We start from the raw sequence: 17052 nt of genomic DNA, 5'->3' as shown, positions 1-17052 counted from the left end.
GACAAATCAACGGACGGAACCGCAAACGCGGATTCCACAACTGAAGGGGGCCGGATGGCGACGGATCATCAGAACCACCCGGCTGCCCCCACCATTACCGAAGTAGCAGCAGCTGCGGGAGTGGGGAGGGCCACGGTTGCCCGAACACTGGGGAACTATGGTTCGGTCAGTGAAGCCACGCGTGCCAAGGTGATGCGGGCCGCCGAGAAATTGGGCTACCAACCCAACACGCTGGCTCGAAGCATGACCACAGGGGTTACCAAAACCCTTGGAATTGTGCTGGCGGACGTGGCCAACCCGTTCTTCTCAGGCGTGCTCAAAGGCATCTCGGAAACGGCGAAAACGGCCGGCTATGACGCCATCATCTTGAGCACTGACGAGAAGCTTGAGCTGGAGCGCGATGCCATCGCCGTCTTGTTGGCAAAGCAAGTGGATGGCCTCGTTGTGGCCTCCGCGGCCGGCCGGAGTGACGACGTCTCGCATCTGTCCAATGCCATTGACCGCGGAACTCCTGTAGTTCTTATCGACCGTTTGGTGGACAAGCTGGAGACGGATTCGGTGGTGATCGACAACAGGGAAGCTGCGCGATCAGCCGTCGCCTCGCTGATTCACAACGGTCATCGGCGCATTGCATTCGCGTGGGGGCCCGTGACCCTGAGCCCGGCGACGGATTTGAAACAGATGCACAGCATTCTGGATGAAGCGCTCTGGAGTGATGGTGAACGGCTGAGGGGTTACCTCGACGCGCTCGAAGAGGCCGGGATTCCTTTTGACACTGCTCTCATCACCCACGTTCTCAAGAACGAGGGCCAGGCGACACGGGCTGTCAGTGGAATGCTGGCTCTTGCCGACCCCCCAACTGCCATCTTCACTACCGAGACTGAGGCGACGGTTGGGGCGCTGCATTCGCTCCGTGCCAAAAACCTGCGCCTGCCAAAGGACGTCTCCCTGATCGGGTTCGACGACAGCCCTTGGGCTGCCGTCATGGAACCGCCGCTGACCATGATCCAGCAACCCATGCGCCAGATGGGGGCTGTCGCTTCCCAGCAGCTCATTGCCAGGATCGACGGCGATACGTCTGCCCCGAAGAAACACGTCCTGCCTTCCCTGCTCGTCGCCCGCTCCTCGGACGGCCCTGTGCGGGCTGCCCGCGGCGACTAGAAATTCCTCCCTGTAAATTTCTCTAGCTCTCTTCCCCGCTGCCGCAAATCATGATTCACTGTGGTACCGGTATCACAAGTTCCATCCCCAAGTCCCATCCCAGGAGTTACCCCTTCAGCCCGTCTCCGTGAAGCACATCCCAACGGCGGGCATGACTTCTTACTCCCATAGAGGAGCCCCCGGCTGATCGGCCCTTCGACCGAAAGAAGACACGATGCGTAAAAGCACCCAATCACTGATGGCATTGATGGCCGGCGCCGCTTTGGCGCTTACCGGCTGTTCCGACGGCGGTAGCCAACCGGCTGCTGTCCTGGACCCCAACGCTGAGCCACAGTACACAGGAACCCTCAGCATCCTCACGAAGTTTGGCGGAGACCCGCTGGAACCGTACTTTGAGGACTTGGCAGCGGAGTACAAGAAGCAGCACCCGGAAGTGTCCTTCGATCTCATCCAGGAAACGGACCAGAGCATCAAGGACAAGACCAAGACGCTGACTGCGTCCCAGGCAATGCCTGACATCTACTTCACCTGGGCTGGCAGCTGGGCCAACAACTTCATTGATGGAGGACTCGCGGCAGATCTGACCCCGGTCATTGCCCCCGGCACAGAATGGGGGAACAACTTCGGCGAATCCGCATTGAAGGCATTTGCCAAGGACGGCAAGTACTTCGCGGTGCCGCTCTACAACAACGGCAAGTTCATGGGTTACAACCAGCGGATCTTCAAAGAACTGGGCCTCACGCCGCCGTCCACCTTTGATGAACTTATCTCATCGTGCTCCGTGCTCAAGGGGGCCGGCTACGAGCCGATCTCGTTCGGAAACAAGGACGGATGGCCCGGGCTGCACTATCTGCAGCAACTTTTCGCCTACGAGGTGCCGGCCGAGACGCTGCAAGCCGACTTCAGCCCGGAAACGGCCAAGCTCGAGGACAAGGGTTACCTCAAGGCCATGGACCAGTTCACCACCCTGGTCAATGAGTGCACCGGCAGCGGCAAGGATTCCAACGGTGTTCTCTACACTACGGCGCAGCAGGCATTGGCTGAGGGGAAGTCAGGTATGTACTACCAGGAGATCCTGGAGTTCGACTCCACCGCATCTGCCGAATCAAAGCTCAAGCAGGATGGATTGGGTATCTTCAAGCTTCCGGCGGCAACAGACGCCAAGGGCGATCCGAAAGCAATTGAAGGTTCCCCCGAGGGCTACATCATCAATGCGCGTTCCAAGAACGCCGCACTGGCAGCTGATTTCATGAAGTTCGCCACCAACAGCCAGAATGCTGCCAAACTCTCCGCCCCGCCGTATGGGCAGCCCAGCGCAGTCAAGGGCGCAGTTTCCACTGAAAATTCTTCCGGACCTGTCATCGAGGGCATCAAGCAAGTTAATGAAGCGTCCGCGGCGATAACCTGGCTGGACTCCGTAACTGTTCCCGCGGTGGCTGATGCCTGGCTCGCCGGCGGAGAGGCCTTGGTGGCCGGAACTCAGACCCCCGATCAGGTTCTTGCCTCCGTCCGAGCAGCTTCCAGTGCAGCAAAGTAGCAGGCGAAGCCATGACCGTTTCCGATACTGCCTGGAAGCCGGCGGCCCCGCCACCGGCGCCCGTTTCCACTAAGTCCCCGAAAGACCGGGCTGCGAAGTCTGCCCGAACACGTCGCTGGCGCAACGTTGTGTGGGTGCTGCCGGCTGTCCTGCTGCTGGGTGTGTTCGCCTACCTGCCCTTGGTGCAGAACCTTGGCTTCAGTTTCCTCAAGTGGGATATCTACAGTGGCCGCCAAACCTTTGTGGGAGCGGACAATTACGTCCGCATGTTCAACGACCCCATCTTCTGGAAGTCACTCCTTAACAACACGCTCTACGCGATCATCTCCATCGCCTTCCAGGTATTCGGGGCGATGATCCTCGCTGCGATGATCGAGGGACTACGAAGCCAACGTTGGAGGGGAATCCTTCGAGCCGTCTACTTTGTACCCTCCGCGATCTCTCTGACAGTCGCTGGTCTCTTGTTCTACTTCATCTACGAACCCGAGATGGGCATCCTGAACGCTTCCCTGGACTTCCTGGGCCTCGGAAACTTCACTCAGGCCTGGCTGGGCCAGGAAAACACGGCGATCTTTGCCATCATCGCCATGAGCCAGTGGCAAGGCTTCGGGTATTGCACGCTTCTCTTCTCGGTGGCACTCCAGCGGATCCCCTCGGAGCTGTATGAAGCCGCATCCATCGACGGCGTTGGTCCCTTCCAGCGATTCTTTTCGATTTCCTTGCCGCTCGTCAGGGAAATGACCGGCCTGATGATGATTGTCACGGTGTCCGGAGCCTTCCAAGTGTTCAACGAGGTCATGGTGATGACCAGCGGAGGACCGAACAATTCCAGCCAGGTCCTCGGCACCTGGCTCTACAGAAGCGGATTCGTCCGCAACGACTTTGGCTACGCGGCCGCCGTCGCCACTGCTGTCTTCATCATCACGCTGGTCCTGGCCGTCATTCAGCTTCGTATCTCCAAGAAAAGGAGGGTCCAATGGTGACGCGCTCAGCTGTACTGCTGGTACTCGGACGGGTTCTGATCAAAGCGTTCCTGGTTGCCCTCGCCGTCGTCGTTATTTATCCGTTGGTCTGGATGATGCTGAACGGAGTGAAGTCCAACTCCGAGCTATTCTCCAATCCCTTCGCCCTGCCCATAGCCTGGAAATGGGATAACTACGTCACTGCATGGAATCGGGGAGTGGGTGACTACCTGACTACCAGCGTTTTGGTCACGGTAGCTTCCACTGTTGCGACTGTATTCATCAGTGCTTGGGCAGCCTACGGACTGACAAGGGTGAACATTCCCTTTAACAGGGTGGTGCTCGTTCTCATCCTTGGTGGCCTGATGCTTGCCCCCACGGTTGCCCTGATCCCGCTGGTCAAGATGTTCCAGAGCTTGGGGCTCTACAACAATCTCTGGGCGTTGCTGATTCTGTACACGGCGTTCCGTGTTCCGTTCACAACGTTCCTTATCCGGGCTTACATGATGGACCTGCCCGCAGAGGTGGATGAGGCAGCATCAGTGGACGGCGCTTCCAAAGCCCGGGCGTTCTGGCAGGTCATTCTGCCAATGTGCAAGCCAATCCTGGTATCGACGGTCCTCTTGAACATCCTGTTCACATGGAACGAGTACCTGTTTGCCATGGTCTTCACCAGCGGGGGAGCGTTGCAAACCCTGCCCGTTGGGTTGACGAATCTGATGTCCAAGCACGGCACCGACTACCCCGTGGTGTTCGCGGGCATGGCCATCGCGGCGATTCCAGTGATCGTGCTGTTCTTCGCCGGGCAGCGGTACTTTATCCGTGGCCTCGCCGATGGAGTTGGTAAGTAGAAATGAGCGTACTGGGCTTGGATCAGGTCAGTGGCTCCAACTTCGCGTACCAGCACCACACGCTTGAGCGTTGCCTCGATGACATGGCCGACCTCGGAAGGACCAAGGTTGAGCTCTGGGGTATCGCCCCGCACCTTCACATCCCCCAAGCTGATTCAGCACATCTGCGAAAAATGAGGGGACTGCTGGTGGAGCGGGGGCTCGCGGTGTCCTGCCTTACCCCGGAACAGGTCGCTTATCCCGTCAATATTGCTTCGGCGGAAGAGTGGCTTCGAGATCAAAGCCTCCAGTTCTTCTTGCGGGCGGCGGAGGTGTGCAGTGAGCTGGAATCTCCGCTTTTGTTCCTGACGGCTGGACGAGGCTACGAGGACGAACCAGCGGAGGGTGCTTGGGTCCGGTCTGTTGAAGCCCTCCAAACCATTACTCAGCGGGCTGCCGAACTCGGCGTCGCGTGCGTCCTCGAGCCCCTTCAACGTGTCGAGTCGAATCTGGTCACGGACGTCGGCTCACTCCATTCAATGCTCGACGACGTCGGATCCTCAACTTTGGGGGTGGTGATTGACACTGTTGCAATGTCAGCAGCGGGCGAAAGCATCAGCGACTATGCCAAGGCTTTCGGCGAGGGCATCCGACATGTTCACCTGGTTGATGGGGTTCCCACCGGACACCTCGCTTGGGGCGACGGTTTCCTGGATCTAAATGAGATTCTCCGCGAATTAAGTCAGTTGAACTACAGCGGAGCGCTGACCTTTGAACTCTTTGGCGATGGCTCCTACGCCTTGAAGCCCCGCGCTGCAGTAACGCGATGCCTCGATGCCGTTGAGGTTAGCTTGGCGCAGATGGTGGCTTAGCCGGGTCCCGTGCAGGGCCACCTCAGGAGCGGGTTTTCCATCCGCCAGGCGAGCGTCGCACACCCTAAGGTTGGCGACGCCCGCGCGGTACGGCACGCGATGCTAGGCCTTTAGTTTGGGCTTCACATCCTTGTTGTAGATACCTTCCAAGGTTCCTCTGAGCTCAGTGAGAGTCGATTTCACCTCGGCTTTTTCGTTCATGATTTTGGTAGCAGCCTTGGCCAACTCCTGGTCTCCGCCGGGGAGGAACGTTCGTGCGAAGTCCTGGGTCCTGGTGACCTTGAGCTGGTCCACCACGGTTTGGAACTCCGGTGTCTGCGCAACAATCGACGAGATATCTGCTGCTGCAGCCACCGGAAGATATCCGGTAGCTGCAGACAAAGCCGTCGTGCTTTGCGCGTTGGTCATAAAGGTCACAAATTTGGCGGCTGCCAGCTGACGTTCCGGTGAAGTCTTGCTGGCCACCACCAAGCCTGAGCCGCCGGTTGGGCAAACTTGCGTACTCGCGGCGGAGCCTCCCGGCAAGAATCCGACGCCGATCCTCATGTTTGCTTCCTTCGCTGCCTTCAAGGTGGCGGCCAGATCTGCAGACGAGCTGATGGTGGCACTTACGGCCCCTGCCTGCAGATCCGTGATGGCGTTCTTGGACGAGACTCCCGCCCAGCCCTGTTTCACAATGGAATCCTGCACCCACTGCATTGCAGCGACTGACGCCTCGGAATCAGCCGTAATGTCCCATTCCTTTGACCAGCTGCCGCCTTGTCCCCAGAGAACGTTCTGCAACGTCCACCCGGCATAACCCGCGATCGCCGGGTATTGATAGGCGTTCTGGTAGCCGGAGCCCGACGAGTTTGCCGCCTTGATTCCAGGCGCCCACTCGGCGAACTCCTCCCAAGTGGCAGGTGCGCGTTCAGGCACCCCGGCAGCTTTGAAGTGGTCCTTGTTGAAGTAGAACAACGGAGTGGAGCGGGCATACGGGACGGCCCACTGCTGGTTAGCGTGTTTGTAATCGCCGATCAGGCCGGAGCTGTAGTCGGAAGTGCTCACACCGACGGCTTTAAGGAGATCGTCGATGGGCAGGATGGCGCCCGAGACGGCGTATCGGAACCACCACACGTCAGAAGCGACAACGACGTCCGGTACTTCGCTACCTGCCTGGGCGGTTTGGAACTTCTGCGCCACCTCCTCGTAATTTGAACCGCCCGTGATGAGGTTGACTGTGATGCCCGGGTTTGCTGCTTGGAAGGCTTCAATCAGCTTCATCTCCGTGTCCCGGGATTTCCCTGGGTGGCTGGACATGAAGCTGATACTTGAGGCTGGCTTGACCTTGGACCATTCGTCCGCGGAGAGCGTCTTGAGGGCCGTGCCGGCACCGTTGGTGGAAGGGCCGGCGCACGCTGCCATAGCGGCGGCGCCAAGAGTGGCTCCGGCCAAACCGAGGAAGTGCTTTCGGGTAAGTGATATGGACATGTAAAAAATGCCTTTCTAGTGGTCAAAGCGAATTGAGCTGAACTTCGATGTGTTGGACTTCAGCCTGTAACTGAGCCTTGAGTGAGGCCGGAGACGATGTATCGCTGCAATGCAGCAAAGATGACCAGAATCGGCAGGAGGACGATCACGGCGCCCGCCATGAGCATGCCCCAGTTCTGGGTGCTGCCATCGCTATTGACCAGCTGCGTCAGCCCGACAGGAAGGGTCATCATGTCCGGGTGGTCCGTGACGATCAGCGGCCAGATGTACTCGTTCCATTCGGAAACGATGGTTACCAAAGCAACGGTCGCGATGCTGGGCACCGACACCGGCACAACAATCTTCCAGAGCTTTCGCCAATGTCCTGCGCCGTCGATTTCTGCCGACTCCATGATTGCCTGAGGCAGGGTAAGGAAGTGCTGGCGCAGGAGGAAGGTGCCGAACGCGGTTCCCAGGCCGGGAAGGATGATCCCCCAATAGGTGTTCAGGCCTCCCATCCCGGCTATCAATACATAGTTGGGAAGAACGGAAACCTGCGGTGGGACCATCAGCGCCACCAGGATCAGCAGGAAGATGACCTTCTTGAACGGGAACCGGACGAAGACCAGTGCATATGCCGTAAAGACGGCCAGGATGCATTTGATTGTGGACCCAACAACGGTCACGATGACGCTGTTGAGGAAGAACCGCGCGAATGGCACGGTGGATGCTGCGTCCGCATAGTTCTGCAGATTCGGGTCTTTCGGAAGCAACGTCAGGTTTGTTGTGACGATTTCCCCCGGTGCCTTCAATGACGACAGCATCATCCACAGGAGGGGGAGGAACACAATGAGCGTTGCCAGAAGGAGTGGAATGTAGCCTCCCGCGATGGTCCTGCCCAAGTTGTGCCAGGAGAATGGACGGTCGCGGTTGGGAGGAGCTTCAGTGGTATCGGTGCTCATGAGTAGTGAACCTTTCGCTCCACAAACCGCAACTGCACGGCTGTCATGATGAGCAGACCCACGAACAACACAACGGAGATAGCCGCCGAGTATCCCGCCCGGTTGTAGGAACCAAACGCTTGAAGGTAGGAATCAAAGATCAAAGTGCTGGTTCCGTTGCCTGACGGAGTCATGATCCGAATGATGTCGAAGGCCTGCAGGGAGCTTAGTAATGAGGTGATCAGGAGGAAGAACGTAGTGGGGGACAGCAGGGGAACCACAATCGACAAGAAACGCCGGACATTGCCGGCACCGTCCAGGGCCGCGGCTTCCATGAGCTGCGTGGGAATGGACTGCAGGCCAGCCAGATACACCACAGCGCAGTAGCCGAGGTTTTTCCAGACATAGACGATGGTGACCATGACAAGCGCAAGCTTCGGATCATTTACCCATTGCGGACTTGCCTGCCCCACACCCCGAAGGATCCAGGAAAGGACGCCGTACGTCGGATCGAAGATGAACAGCCATACCAAGCCGACGCCCACGCCTGAAAGGACGTAGGGGGCGAAGACCACAGCCCTGGCAAAGGTCCTGCCCTTGAGTCTCTGATTCAGCGCAAGCGCCACCAAAAGACCCAAAATCATCGCCCCACCAACTGTTGTGATGGTAAAGACGGCCGTTACACCCAAGACGCTCGAAGCATCCGGGGAGGTGAAGAATTCCACGTAGTTGCCTACGCCCACGGCGGTGGCACTTGCGGACCCAAGGGTCCAGTCCAGAGTGGAGTAGTAGATGTTCGTGATGAGCGGACGGTAAGTGAATAGAAGGATGAGCAGGACATTGGGGGCCGCAAAAGCGGCAAATACCCAGGCATCCTTTTGCGTTCTTCGATTCCAGCGTCGCCTCTTGATGCCGGCTATTGGTGGTCTGTTAACCGACATCCGGCTTGATTGCGCTCCGCGGCTTTCCGTGTGAACCCGTTCATGCATTCCACCCGGCGCCGTAGAGGCGGCGGCCGGTGCGCCATTTGTGTTTGATCTGCCCATAGAGAACCCTCACGTTGACCCCCTCGTCATCGCTGTCCGGGCGATTTAGCACTTGCTGAAAAGCATCTGTTCACATTTGACCTGACAACTTAACATCAGGTCGTTTATCAACCTACACACATACGGGTGTCATCACAAGACTCATTTTTGGAATTGTGGATACCGTCGCTTCCTTGCCAGTTCGGGGTTTCTGCCGCCGTGGCAGCACTGAAAATATCATGTACTTACATTCTTACAAAGATCTGTTGAACATCTGCACAAACGTGCAGACCCATTGACTGGAACGTCCACATGTTGGAAGCATTACAGCCAGACCGGCTCGCGCCGCGTTTTGAACAGCTTCTGCCTGGAACATCCGCTATCGGACTGGGTCTTCCACTTGGACTACAGAAGAAGGGGGTCCAACCGAATAACAGGAACAGGAGCATGAAGTGATCTTCAGTGCTGATACGCAGTGGTGGCATATGTGCTTGGCCTTGGCCGTGGCGCTCGTATTGTCCACCGCCATTGGATTTGAACGTCAAAGCAAAAACAAATCGGCGGGTATGCGAACACACGCCATGGTGGGTTTGGGTGCTGCGCTGTTCATGGTGGTCAGCAAATATGGGTTCAGCGACGTGCTGACGGTGGATTTGGTGAGGTTGGATCCTTCCCGCCTGGCGGCACAGGTAGTGTCCGGCATTGGGTTCATCGGTGCTGGGCTTGTATTCGTAAGGCGAAATCAGGTGCGGGGCCTCACCACGGCCGCTTCCGTTTGGGTGACTGCAGCTGTAGGAACTGCCGCCGGAGCTGGTTTGGTGTTGCCCGCAGTGTTCGTTACTGCAGCCCATTTCGTCATCGTCTACGTCTACCCTGTGGTGACCGGGAAACTTCGCTTCGGCTTTCCGAGTCAGTGGCTGCTCAGAGTTAGCTACGTTGATGGGGTAGGCGCCCTGAGGGATGTTCTCCATACATGTACCGAGCAAGGATTTCGCGTTCAGGGCTTTGCCACAATGCGGGGTTCGGGAGAGTCCAAGGGCGTGATGGACCGATTGATGCAAGGCTCGGTAACTGCTGTGGCTGATCTCGTTGAAATAGAGCTGGAAATTGAAGGAACCATGGCTGCATCGGACATCGTCGCCAGGCTCTCCCAGCTCTCCACCGTCACTGAAGTTTCCGTCGTTGACGAAGCCGAGTAGGGAGCACAAGTGATTGAGATTCAAGGACATCGGGGCGTATTGGCCGATCGTCACGGCAACACCTTGGCGAGCTTCGTCGAGGCGCTCCGTCTCGGCGTCGACGCCATTGAAGTAGATGTCTGGCTCACTTCTGATGGCCAGCTTGCGCTGCGCCACGATGCAGTCATTGATGATAGGGACATCAGGCTTGAGACGCTTCGTGAAGCCAACGTAGAGAAGCACCCTGCAACGACAACCGACGTCGATATCGAAACCCGTGTGCCATCACTTTCTGAAACCTTGGCCCTTCTGCGTTTTGCCAACGCCAGTGACGTCATTTTGGACATTGAGGTCAAAACCGATGGGGCAGCCTGGGACGGGTACGGTTATGGGATTGTGACGGTACTGTCCAAGGTCTTGGCGGCTCATCAAGATGAACAAGCTTTGCGGGTCCGCAGCTTTGATCCCCAAATCGTCAGGGCAATGTCCGGCATATTGCCGGGAGTCCCTTTGGTGGCACTCAGCAGGGCGACCCCGTCCCGGGCTCCCGGACTCTACCCGTCGACTGCCCAAGACCTGATGGACGCGGCCTTGGCCACCGGGGCGTCCGCCGTTGCCCCGGCCGTTGGAATTCTGGACGCCGGTTTGGTCGCCGTAGCCCACGGCGCTGGACTGAAGGTGTTTCCGTGGACGTTGGAAACAGAGGAAGAGATCAGTGCCGCAGCCGGTCTTGGCGTGGATGGTGTCTGCGTGAACGACGTCGCCATGGCCCGGCGGGCCTTGACTGAGCTGGGCAAACCGCTTCCAGCGGCCCGCCCCATATCGCTGCCCCTTCTGCACCCTGTTCCGTCGGCCTGATTGGGAGGGAGCCGCTGGGCTCAATGTCAATGGATTCCTGTGCCGGGGCAGCCCCAGGAGTTGGGGTTTTCCTGGCAGGTGTCGGCGACGAGTGCTTTTTCTGTTTTCCAGACTTGGATGGTTTTGGCGGGTGTGGTGATGTCGAGTGTTCCGTTGATGGGTAGTGGTGGTCCGTTGTTGACGGAGTAGGTGCCGGTGAAGCTGGTGGTGAGGTTTGCTTGGTAGTTGCCGGTGTCTGTGTAGGTGTGGCTGGTTCGGGTCTCGTTGTTGAGCCATTCGGCTTCGGGGATGGTGTAGCCGGCGGCCGGGGTTGGTCCTAGGGCGGTTCCGTCGCCGTAGGTGTAGGTGTAGTTGGCGGGTGTGGCGGTCAGGTGGACGGCTTGGCCGAGGATGGTGACGTCGAAGCCTTGTTCTCCGGCGGTGGCGTAGAAGTTGGTGGGTCCGCCTTTGAGGGTGTGGGGGAACGGCTGGGCTTCGAGGCTTCCAGGGTTCACGGGAAGTTGCCGGAAGTCGGTGAGGATCCTGGCGGCGATATTGGCCAGGACGTTCTCCGGCTCGGCGTCGTACAGGCAGGTGGGCCCGCTGACAGGAATCCAGTCTGTCCAACCGGGGTTGGTAATCGCCTTTGGCGCCTCCTTCCAGATGACCGGTGTGCCTTCTTCGCCTGCGGACGTGGTGGCCGAGCAGTCGAGAGCGTCGCAGCCAGGATCCTTAGTGTCTGGTCCGTCGGCACGGCAATGGGTATCGGCCAAGTACTGATTCGGATCGTCGACTGCAAGGGAGCTTGATGTTCCACCGAGACTAGGCGCCAGCTGCCCGGTCGCGGGGTCAATCTGAAACTTGCTCGCAAGGTCAAGGGCGTCCTGTTGATTGTTGTAGCCCGCCCAGGAGGTTGTGTCAGCCCGCGCTGGACTATATGACGTGAGCACGAATGCCGCGGCAGCCACCGCCAGAACCGAAAAAACGCGCCTGAGCCAGGAGGAAGGACTAGTTGATGACGCCAAGATCGGTCACCGTCCAGCCCAATGAGCCAAACCTGGCAAACAGGCCAAAGGCAGTGTTTGTAGCTGCCTCGGCGGGTCGACCCGGAGTTCCGTCACTATTGAAGTAGTCGATCTGCTTTTGGATGACTTGGACCTTCGCCTGCTGGACGATGGCTCCTTGCACCCAGATGGGCTCAACGACAGGGATAGAAATGTTTCCGCCAACCGACCATCGACCGTTGACGTGGCTATCACTAATGCCCTTCTCAATCCGTTTGCAAGTCTGGCACTCAGGTGCGCTGCGACTGGACCAGACCGACAGGTCGCCGGTTTCGGCCGAATAGTTCTGCTGCGCGTACCAGTACCTTATAAACGCCTCCAGCCCCGCCTTCGAGTTCTCCTTCGCCAGCTCGGGCATCACAGGCACGGGCACATTCTGTGCTTTGCCTTGCGCGTCAGCTGGCTTGTAAGCGGCGGGCGCTGACGGAGTAGCCGAAGCCTCGGGAACTGAAACGCTCAAGGTGGGCGTCGCCGTCGTCGTGCGTGTTTCTGTCGGTGAGCTGCTGGGTGTGGCGGCGCCCTGGCAGCCGCTCAAGAGCATCGCAAGAGCGAGAACCAAAACCACTGGCCGGGCGCGAACAAAAGACGAAGACATGAACGAGTGGCGTGGCATGACAGGCTCCCCAGCAGCTGTTTTGGTGGTGTGTCGGCCAGTCTAGGTGGGCCGAACAACCGCGTCCCAGTCAGGAATTGGGGCTTGTGGATAACCCGCCGATGTGGGTGCAAGCGCGAGCCTCAATGCAAGCACGAGCCCTGACGCACCCACGGGAACGGGCGGTGTCTATGGCGAGTTCGGGTCCATGTCGGAGGCCTGTCTTTCGGTAAGCGCCACCATGCTCAGCGTCACCATCCTGCCGTTGGCGGCAATGGCAGGAGGCAAGCCCGAGGACATCGAGAAAGCCAAGCAGGAGTTGTCCCGAATGGAGGGCAAAGTGCCGGAAGAACTGAAGCCGGCCTTCGAGAAACTCCGGGCCTTTACGGAGGATGCGGGCTCGGACTTCAGCAAATACGGAGACGGGCAGTTTGAAGAACTGATGAAGCCCATCCAGGACTGGACCGAGAAGAACTGTAAGTAGCCGCCACCGGGCGCGTTCCCTTCTCTCTGACGCTTCTCCCAAAGCGTCGGAGCTAGACGCTAGGGTGGTACTCAAGAGAAGGGGAGTGCTCCGTGGAAGACCAGAACGTGCAGCTTGATCCCGTGCCCGGGGGCGAAATCCCTGGAACCGGACGCACCATCATTTCCGAGGCGGCCGTCGCCAAAGTCGCGGGTATTGCTGCCCGCACAGTGCCCGGCGTCTACTCCTTGGGCTCGGCTCCGTCCCGTGCGCTGGGCGCTATTCGAGACGCCGTCGGCAGCTCGGACCATGCAGCAGGCGTCCGTGCTGAGGTGGGGGAGACCCAAGTGGCGGTGGACATTACGTTGGTTGCTCTTTACGGTCATCCCCTGCATGGCGTCGCCAACCAGGTCCGGGCTGCGGTCTACCGGGCTGTGGAGGAACTGGTTGGCCTTCAGGTGATTGAGGTCAATATCGAGATCACTGATGTCTTCATTGCACCGCCGGCCAAACCTGCTGGAAGCAAGACAGTGGTAGTGGAAAGGGAGGCTCTCCAATGAGCATGACCGTGGTGGGAATCGCTATCGGCGCTTTCGTGGCTTTCATGTCCTTCTCGTTCGGACTATGGGGCTTCCTGATCTCGCTGCTGTTCATGGGCATCGGCGCGCTGTTTGGCCGCGCGGCTGAGGGCAAGCTGGATCTCCGCAGTGTGCTGGACGCCATTACGGGCCGGCGCTCTTCGTCATGAGCGTGGCTGAGGCTGTGGAGTACACCACCAGCCTGGCCGGCCATAACCGGATCAGTACCCAGGCATTGACATCGCTGGCTCAGGCCGCTGCAGCGGAGGCGCTCGGCGTTGAGGCCCACGACATTCGGGCTGATTGGGCGGACGACGACGGCCTGCTGGCTTTGTCCATCGTGGCACCTATCAGCATCCCGGCTTTGACCGAGGTGTTGCGTGATCCGCAGCGTGTCCAAGGATTTGGAGGGTCCATCTGGGATCGTGCCGTAGCGGCCAAGGCTTTCGTTCTTGAAACCGTAACGCGGCTTAGCGGTTCCCAACTCAGCCGGGTGGATATCAGGATCAGTGGAGCACACGTCACTGAGGGAGGCCGCGTCCAGTGACCCAGGATCAGGAAACACAACAATTGAAGTCAACGGACCCGAACCCGGGAGCCAGCCCGGTGGCCGGGGAAGACCCCGAGATGAGCCGTATCCTGCGCCGTGAGACGCATTCGTCCCGCGCTGGAGCATCCGTTATCGCAGCCGTCCTGGTCATCGTTCTGTGTGTCTACGCACTCCTCGAAGCGGGTGTCCGTGCCATCGGGCAGCCACCCTGGCTCATCGATCCCACCACTGCGGCGGAGCGCATCATCGCACTCCCGGACGGCATCTCACCCCTCCTGCTCGGGGCCAGTGGCGCAGTCATAGCCATGGTCGGGCTTTTCTTCCTCCTCCACGCTGTTCTGCCGGGCCGACGCGCCCGCCACTTGCTCCGGGACCCGCGGACCGCCGTCGTGGTTGATGACGAAGTCCTGGCCTCAGCGTTGGCACGTCGTGCACGAACTGCCGCGAACGTGACCCAGGAACAAGTCATGGTGGTTGTCTCACGACAATTGGTTGTGGTGAACGTGCGACCCACCTCGGGTAGCCGGGTCAGCGAAGAAGCAGTGCTGACTGCCGTGCAGGCTGAACTTGAAGAAATGTCGCCGGTGCCGATGCCCGCTGTCAAGGTAAACCTGGCGTCGTCGGGGGTGATCGGAGCGTGAACGGAACACCCAGGGCCCTTAACCGTGTACTGCTCTTCATCATCGGTGTGAAACTGCTTGCCGTCGGGCTGCTTCTCCTGATGTTGGCCACCGTCCCGGCTGTGGCCACGTGGTGGCATGGTTGGTCGGCTTCCGTGTGGGCAGGCGCCGAAAATGCTTTCCGGCAGACGCACCTCCCCGGACGCGAAGAAAGCTGGTTGTGGATTGTTGCAGGCCTGATCCTGGTGGCAATCATCATTGCGATGATCGCCTGGCTGTCACAGCAGGGCAAAGGTAGAGCCAATTTGCTGGTGGTCAGCGACGACGACAGCGATGTGGACGGTGAAGTCCGGATCGGTGGTGGCGTAGCTGAACAGGCACTACGGGCCGCCTTGTCTGAACGGACCGACCTCGCTGGTGCATCCGTGGCGACCCTTGAGGTAAAGGGCAAACCGGGCCTGCGTATTCGCATCCAACCCAGGCAAGGTGTGGCGCCTCATATCCTCGCGGCGGAGGTATCGCAGCTTGTTGAAGCATTGGACCTCGTGATCGGACAGAAGACCCCGGTGCTGGTCCACATGGTTTCCGGTGCCCGATCCAGGTTTACCAGGGCCGAAAGGGTCCGCTGACAAGACGGACACAGAGAAACATACAAAAAATACAGCGCATCCGCATCCATGGCCTGCCTTGTTTCGGTAGTAGGGGTATCAGCAAAATCCCCGCACGTCGGGCCGATTGAGGAGAAGGATATGCGCAGCAGAATACTTACGGCAGGAGCAGGAGCCAGCGCCGCAGCACTGGCAGCAGCAATCGTCTTGGCTGTCCCCGCGCAGGCGGCGGAGGGTGACGCCCACCTGTCTGTACTTCACGGAGTGCCTGGGCTGACCGTTGACGTCTGGGTCAACGGAGCACGAACCCTGGACGACTTCACTCCCGGCACTCTGGCCGGGCCATTGGCACTTCCGCCCGGTGCCTACGATCTGGCCATTACCGCCTCGGACGCCGCGGATGCCTCTGCCCCTGTTATCGGGCCAGTGACGGTGACCTTGGCAGCGAACGGCAACTATACCGCCGTCGCCAACCTCGATGCGGCCGGGAAGCCCACCGCGAACTTCTTCACGAACGACGTCTCGCGCATCGATGCCGGCAAGGGCAAACTGACGGTCCGGCACACGGCCGCAGCGCCAGCTGTGGATGTGCTTGCCGGCGGCACAGCTGTTGTGACCAATCTGGCCAACCCCAATGAGCAAACGCTAACCCTTGACCCGGGCACGGTTTCGGCCGCAGTGGCCGCAGCAGGTACCACGGCACCTGTCATCGGTCCGGCCGATGTGACGGTGGCCGAAGGCACACACACCATCGTCTACGCGTGGGGAAGCCTCACTGACAAGAACCTTCAACTAGCGGTGCAGACCATTGACGGACTGCATTCGGCTCCCGGATCGGTACCCGGCGCCCTGGACGGCTCATCGGGCAGTGTCCCGACAGAACAGATGGTTCTGGGCGGCGGACTCGCGGCGGCAACGTTGCTGCTGATCGTCGTCGGGCTTGGAAAGGTCCGCACTTCCGCCGCAAGGAAGTCCTAAGGCCCAGGCAACAGCATGACATAAGGGCGGAACAGGTCCTGGTCGTCCGCTAACGCCGGCCAGGACCCCGCATCAACCACGGCAACCGGAGCATCCTGCCGTAGACCGCCAGGAAACAACCGCTATGAAACCAAGTGAGCCAAGCCAAAGCCGCCGGATGCTGGCGCTCGCCGCGATGGCAGTGCTCGTTCTGACGGCATGCGGAACCGCGACGCCGTCGACGGCCGGAAGTGCTTCCAATGAGACCAGCGGCCCAACCCCCAGCGAGCAGCAGACCCAACAGTCGCTGCCCCCTGCCGAGCCTTTTCGACCGCCTGCTGAAGTCTCACTAAAGGGCACAACTCCCACGCAGCTCGCCGCGGCTCCCCCTCCCGTGTCGCTCCAGGTGGCCGGAACGTCAATTGACATGGCCGTTATCCCCGTGGGGGTCGCACCCGGTGGGGCTATGGAGATACCTGAGACCTTCTACCAAGCCGGATGGTATCGATTCGGCTCCGCCCCTGGAGCCGCGGAAGGCACAGCTGTGCTGGCCGGTCACATTGACACCACCTCCGACCAAGCACCGTTCTCGCAGCTGAAGTCCTTGCCAGCCGGAACCTTGATAACCGTAGGACGAGAGGGTGCTCCAGCACTGAACTATCGCGTTGTTTCCGTCACGCTGATGGCCAAGGACGCTTTTGACGGCGACTCGCTGTTCCGCCGGTCCGGACCGCACGAACTCAAGGTGGTCACCTGCGGCGGCAAATGGCTGGACGAACGATTGGACTACAGCGACAATGTGATTGTCACCGCGGTCCTTGAATAAGC

General features: G+C 59.5%; 20 protein-coding genes. 15 read left to right on the top strand and 5 right to left on the bottom strand.

What is annotated here, in order from left to right; all coding sequences use genetic code 11:
- Positions 1 to 54 precede the first annotated feature (54 nt).
- From ACIQTW_RS11275 to ACIQTW_RS11255, 5 genes are all read left to right on the top strand, one after another.
- Positions 55 to 1161 (top strand): LacI family DNA-binding transcriptional regulator, encoded by a 1107-nt coding sequence (locus ACIQTW_RS11275; RefSeq protein ID WP_091464858.1) that lies wholly within the window; start codon positions 55 to 57, stop codon positions 1159 to 1161.
- A 214-nt stretch (positions 1162 to 1375) separates the two neighbouring features.
- Positions 1376 to 2698 carry an ABC transporter substrate-binding protein gene (locus tag ACIQTW_RS11270; protein ID WP_402936879.1) on the top strand — a complete coding sequence of 441 codons (1323 nt, stop codon included), beginning with the start codon at positions 1376 to 1378 and terminating at the stop codon, positions 2696 to 2698.
- Between the two features lie 11 nt (positions 2699 to 2709).
- The gene (locus tag ACIQTW_RS11265) at positions 2710 to 3681 is read left to right on the top strand and encodes a carbohydrate ABC transporter permease (protein ID WP_178993482.1); all 972 of its coding nucleotides are present in this window, start codon (positions 2710 to 2712) and stop codon (positions 3679 to 3681) included.
- Positions 3675 to 4511 carry a carbohydrate ABC transporter permease gene (locus tag ACIQTW_RS11260; protein WP_017199573.1) on the top strand — a complete coding sequence of 279 codons (837 nt, stop codon included), beginning with the start codon at positions 3675 to 3677 and terminating at the stop codon, positions 4509 to 4511. The genes ACIQTW_RS11265 and ACIQTW_RS11260 overlap by 7 nt, the downstream gene beginning before the upstream one ends.
- A 2-nt stretch (positions 4512 to 4513) precedes the next feature.
- Positions 4514 to 5362 carry a sugar phosphate isomerase/epimerase family protein gene (locus tag ACIQTW_RS11255; RefSeq protein WP_402936878.1) on the top strand — a complete coding sequence of 283 codons (849 nt, stop codon included), beginning with the start codon at positions 4514 to 4516 and terminating at the stop codon, positions 5360 to 5362.
- A 102-nt stretch (positions 5363 to 5464) separates the two neighbouring features.
- Here the strand turns inward: ACIQTW_RS11255 and ACIQTW_RS11250 are convergent, their stop codons facing one another.
- From ACIQTW_RS11250 to ACIQTW_RS11240, 3 genes are read right to left on the bottom strand one after another with little or no spacing between them, the layout of a single operon-like run.
- Positions 5465 to 6832 (bottom strand): ABC transporter substrate-binding protein, encoded by a 1368-nt coding sequence (locus tag ACIQTW_RS11250; RefSeq protein ID WP_402936877.1) that lies wholly within the window; start codon positions 6830 to 6832, stop codon positions 5465 to 5467.
- Positions 6833 to 6891: 59 nt separating this feature from the next.
- Positions 6892 to 7773, bottom strand: a complete 882-nt coding sequence (locus ACIQTW_RS11245) for a carbohydrate ABC transporter permease (RefSeq protein WP_402936876.1) — start codon at positions 7771 to 7773, stop codon at positions 6892 to 6894.
- On the bottom strand, positions 7770 to 8693 hold the full coding sequence (locus ACIQTW_RS11240) for a carbohydrate ABC transporter permease (RefSeq protein ID WP_402936875.1): 924 nt from the start codon (positions 8691 to 8693) through the stop codon (positions 7770 to 7772). The genes ACIQTW_RS11245 and ACIQTW_RS11240 overlap by 4 nt, the downstream gene beginning before the upstream one ends.
- Before the next feature lie 536 nt (positions 8694 to 9229).
- Between ACIQTW_RS11240 and ACIQTW_RS11235 the strand changes: the two genes are divergently transcribed.
- Both ACIQTW_RS11235 and ACIQTW_RS11230 read left to right on the top strand, forming a co-directional pair.
- Positions 9230 to 9976, top strand: coding sequence for an MgtC/SapB family protein (locus ACIQTW_RS11235; protein WP_402936874.1), 747 nt, complete (start codon positions 9230 to 9232; stop codon positions 9974 to 9976).
- A 9-nt stretch (positions 9977 to 9985) separates the two neighbouring features.
- Complete coding sequence (locus ACIQTW_RS11230) at positions 9986 to 10813, top strand: glycerophosphodiester phosphodiesterase (protein ID WP_402936873.1); 828 nt, start codon at positions 9986 to 9988, stop codon at positions 10811 to 10813.
- 26 nt (positions 10814 to 10839) lie between these two features.
- Here the strand turns inward: ACIQTW_RS11230 and ACIQTW_RS11225 are convergent, their stop codons facing one another.
- Both ACIQTW_RS11225 and ACIQTW_RS11220 read right to left on the bottom strand, forming a co-directional pair.
- On the bottom strand, positions 10840 to 11565 hold the full coding sequence (locus ACIQTW_RS11225; protein ID WP_402936872.1) for a hypothetical protein: 726 nt from the start codon (positions 11563 to 11565) through the stop codon (positions 10840 to 10842).
- A gap of 235 nt (positions 11566 to 11800) precedes the next feature.
- Positions 11801 to 12469, bottom strand: a complete 669-nt coding sequence (locus ACIQTW_RS11220; protein WP_402936871.1) for a DUF6318 family protein — start codon at positions 12467 to 12469, stop codon at positions 11801 to 11803.
- 103 nt (positions 12470 to 12572) lie between these two features.
- Between ACIQTW_RS11220 and ACIQTW_RS11215 the strand changes: the two genes are divergently transcribed.
- The 8 genes from ACIQTW_RS11215 to ACIQTW_RS11180 all read left to right on the top strand — a co-directional run bounded on the left by ACIQTW_RS11215 (position 12573) and on the right by ACIQTW_RS11180 (position 17050).
- On the top strand, positions 12573 to 12932 hold the full coding sequence (locus tag ACIQTW_RS11215; protein ID WP_402936870.1) for a hypothetical protein: 360 nt from the start codon (positions 12573 to 12575) through the stop codon (positions 12930 to 12932).
- Positions 12933 to 13024: 92 nt separating this feature from the next.
- Positions 13025 to 13471 carry an Asp23/Gls24 family envelope stress response protein gene (locus ACIQTW_RS11210; protein WP_402936869.1) on the top strand — a complete coding sequence of 149 codons (447 nt, stop codon included), beginning with the start codon at positions 13025 to 13027 and terminating at the stop codon, positions 13469 to 13471.
- Complete coding sequence (locus ACIQTW_RS11205; protein WP_014920563.1) at positions 13468 to 13659, top strand: hypothetical protein; 192 nt, start codon at positions 13468 to 13470, stop codon at positions 13657 to 13659. Before ACIQTW_RS11210 ends, ACIQTW_RS11205 begins: the two co-directional genes overlap by 4 nt.
- Entirely contained in the window at positions 13656 to 14036 is a 381-nt protein-coding gene (locus ACIQTW_RS11200; RefSeq protein WP_402936868.1) for a hypothetical protein, read from the top strand. Before ACIQTW_RS11205 ends, ACIQTW_RS11200 begins: the two co-directional genes overlap by 4 nt.
- Positions 14033 to 14680, top strand: a complete 648-nt coding sequence (locus tag ACIQTW_RS11195) for a DUF6286 domain-containing protein (protein WP_402936867.1) — start codon at positions 14033 to 14035, stop codon at positions 14678 to 14680. Before ACIQTW_RS11200 ends, ACIQTW_RS11195 begins: the two co-directional genes overlap by 4 nt.
- Positions 14677 to 15288, top strand: coding sequence for a hypothetical protein (locus ACIQTW_RS11190; protein WP_402936866.1), 612 nt, complete (start codon positions 14677 to 14679; stop codon positions 15286 to 15288). Before ACIQTW_RS11195 ends, ACIQTW_RS11190 begins: the two co-directional genes overlap by 4 nt.
- A gap of 120 nt (positions 15289 to 15408) precedes the next feature.
- Positions 15409 to 16245 carry a DUF4397 domain-containing protein gene (locus ACIQTW_RS11185; protein ID WP_402936865.1) on the top strand — a complete coding sequence of 279 codons (837 nt, stop codon included), beginning with the start codon at positions 15409 to 15411 and terminating at the stop codon, positions 16243 to 16245.
- A 124-nt stretch (positions 16246 to 16369) separates the two neighbouring features.
- Complete coding sequence (locus ACIQTW_RS11180) at positions 16370 to 17050, top strand: class F sortase (RefSeq protein WP_402936864.1); 681 nt, start codon at positions 16370 to 16372, stop codon at positions 17048 to 17050.
- Positions 17051 to 17052: the final 2 nt, after the last annotated feature.

This window comes from Paenarthrobacter sp. NPDC090517 (assembly GCF_044769165.1).
In the GTDB taxonomy this organism is placed as follows: domain Bacteria; phylum Actinomycetota; class Actinomycetes; order Actinomycetales; family Micrococcaceae; genus Arthrobacter.
The sequence above is the reverse complement of the archived record's forward strand: the minus strand, read 5'-3'. Positions and strand labels throughout refer to the sequence as shown.

Coding starts and splice junctions, on each gene's coding strand:
- ACIQTW_RS11275 (WP_091464858.1), top strand. CDS start 55: ATGGCGACGGATCATCAGAACCACCCGGCTGCCCCCACCATTACCGAA.
- ACIQTW_RS11180 (WP_402936864.1), top strand. CDS start 16,370: ATGAAACCAAGTGAGCCAAGCCAAAGCCGCCGGATGCTGGCGCTCGCC.
- ACIQTW_RS11250 (WP_402936877.1), bottom strand. CDS start 6,832: ATGTCCATATCACTTACCCGAAAGCACTTCCTCGGTTTGGCCGGAGCC.
- ACIQTW_RS11185 (WP_402936865.1), top strand. CDS start 15,409: ATGCGCAGCAGAATACTTACGGCAGGAGCAGGAGCCAGCGCCGCAGCA.
- ACIQTW_RS11205 (WP_014920563.1), top strand. CDS start 13,468: ATGAGCATGACCGTGGTGGGAATCGCTATCGGCGCTTTCGTGGCTTTC.
- ACIQTW_RS11270 (WP_402936879.1), top strand. CDS start 1,376: ATGCGTAAAAGCACCCAATCACTGATGGCATTGATGGCCGGCGCCGCT.
- ACIQTW_RS11260 (WP_017199573.1), top strand. CDS start 3,675: ATGGTGACGCGCTCAGCTGTACTGCTGGTACTCGGACGGGTTCTGATC.
- ACIQTW_RS11255 (WP_402936878.1), top strand. CDS start 4,514: ATGAGCGTACTGGGCTTGGATCAGGTCAGTGGCTCCAACTTCGCGTAC.
- ACIQTW_RS11265 (WP_178993482.1), top strand. CDS start 2,710: ATGACCGTTTCCGATACTGCCTGGAAGCCGGCGGCCCCGCCACCGGCG.
- ACIQTW_RS11245 (WP_402936876.1), bottom strand. CDS start 7,773: ATGAGCACCGATACCACTGAAGCTCCTCCCAACCGCGACCGTCCATTC.
- ACIQTW_RS11200 (WP_402936868.1), top strand. CDS start 13,656: ATGAGCGTGGCTGAGGCTGTGGAGTACACCACCAGCCTGGCCGGCCAT.
- ACIQTW_RS11240 (WP_402936875.1), bottom strand. CDS start 8,693: ATGTCGGTTAACAGACCACCAATAGCCGGCATCAAGAGGCGACGCTGG.
- ACIQTW_RS11220 (WP_402936871.1), bottom strand. CDS start 12,469: ATGCCACGCCACTCGTTCATGTCTTCGTCTTTTGTTCGCGCCCGGCCA.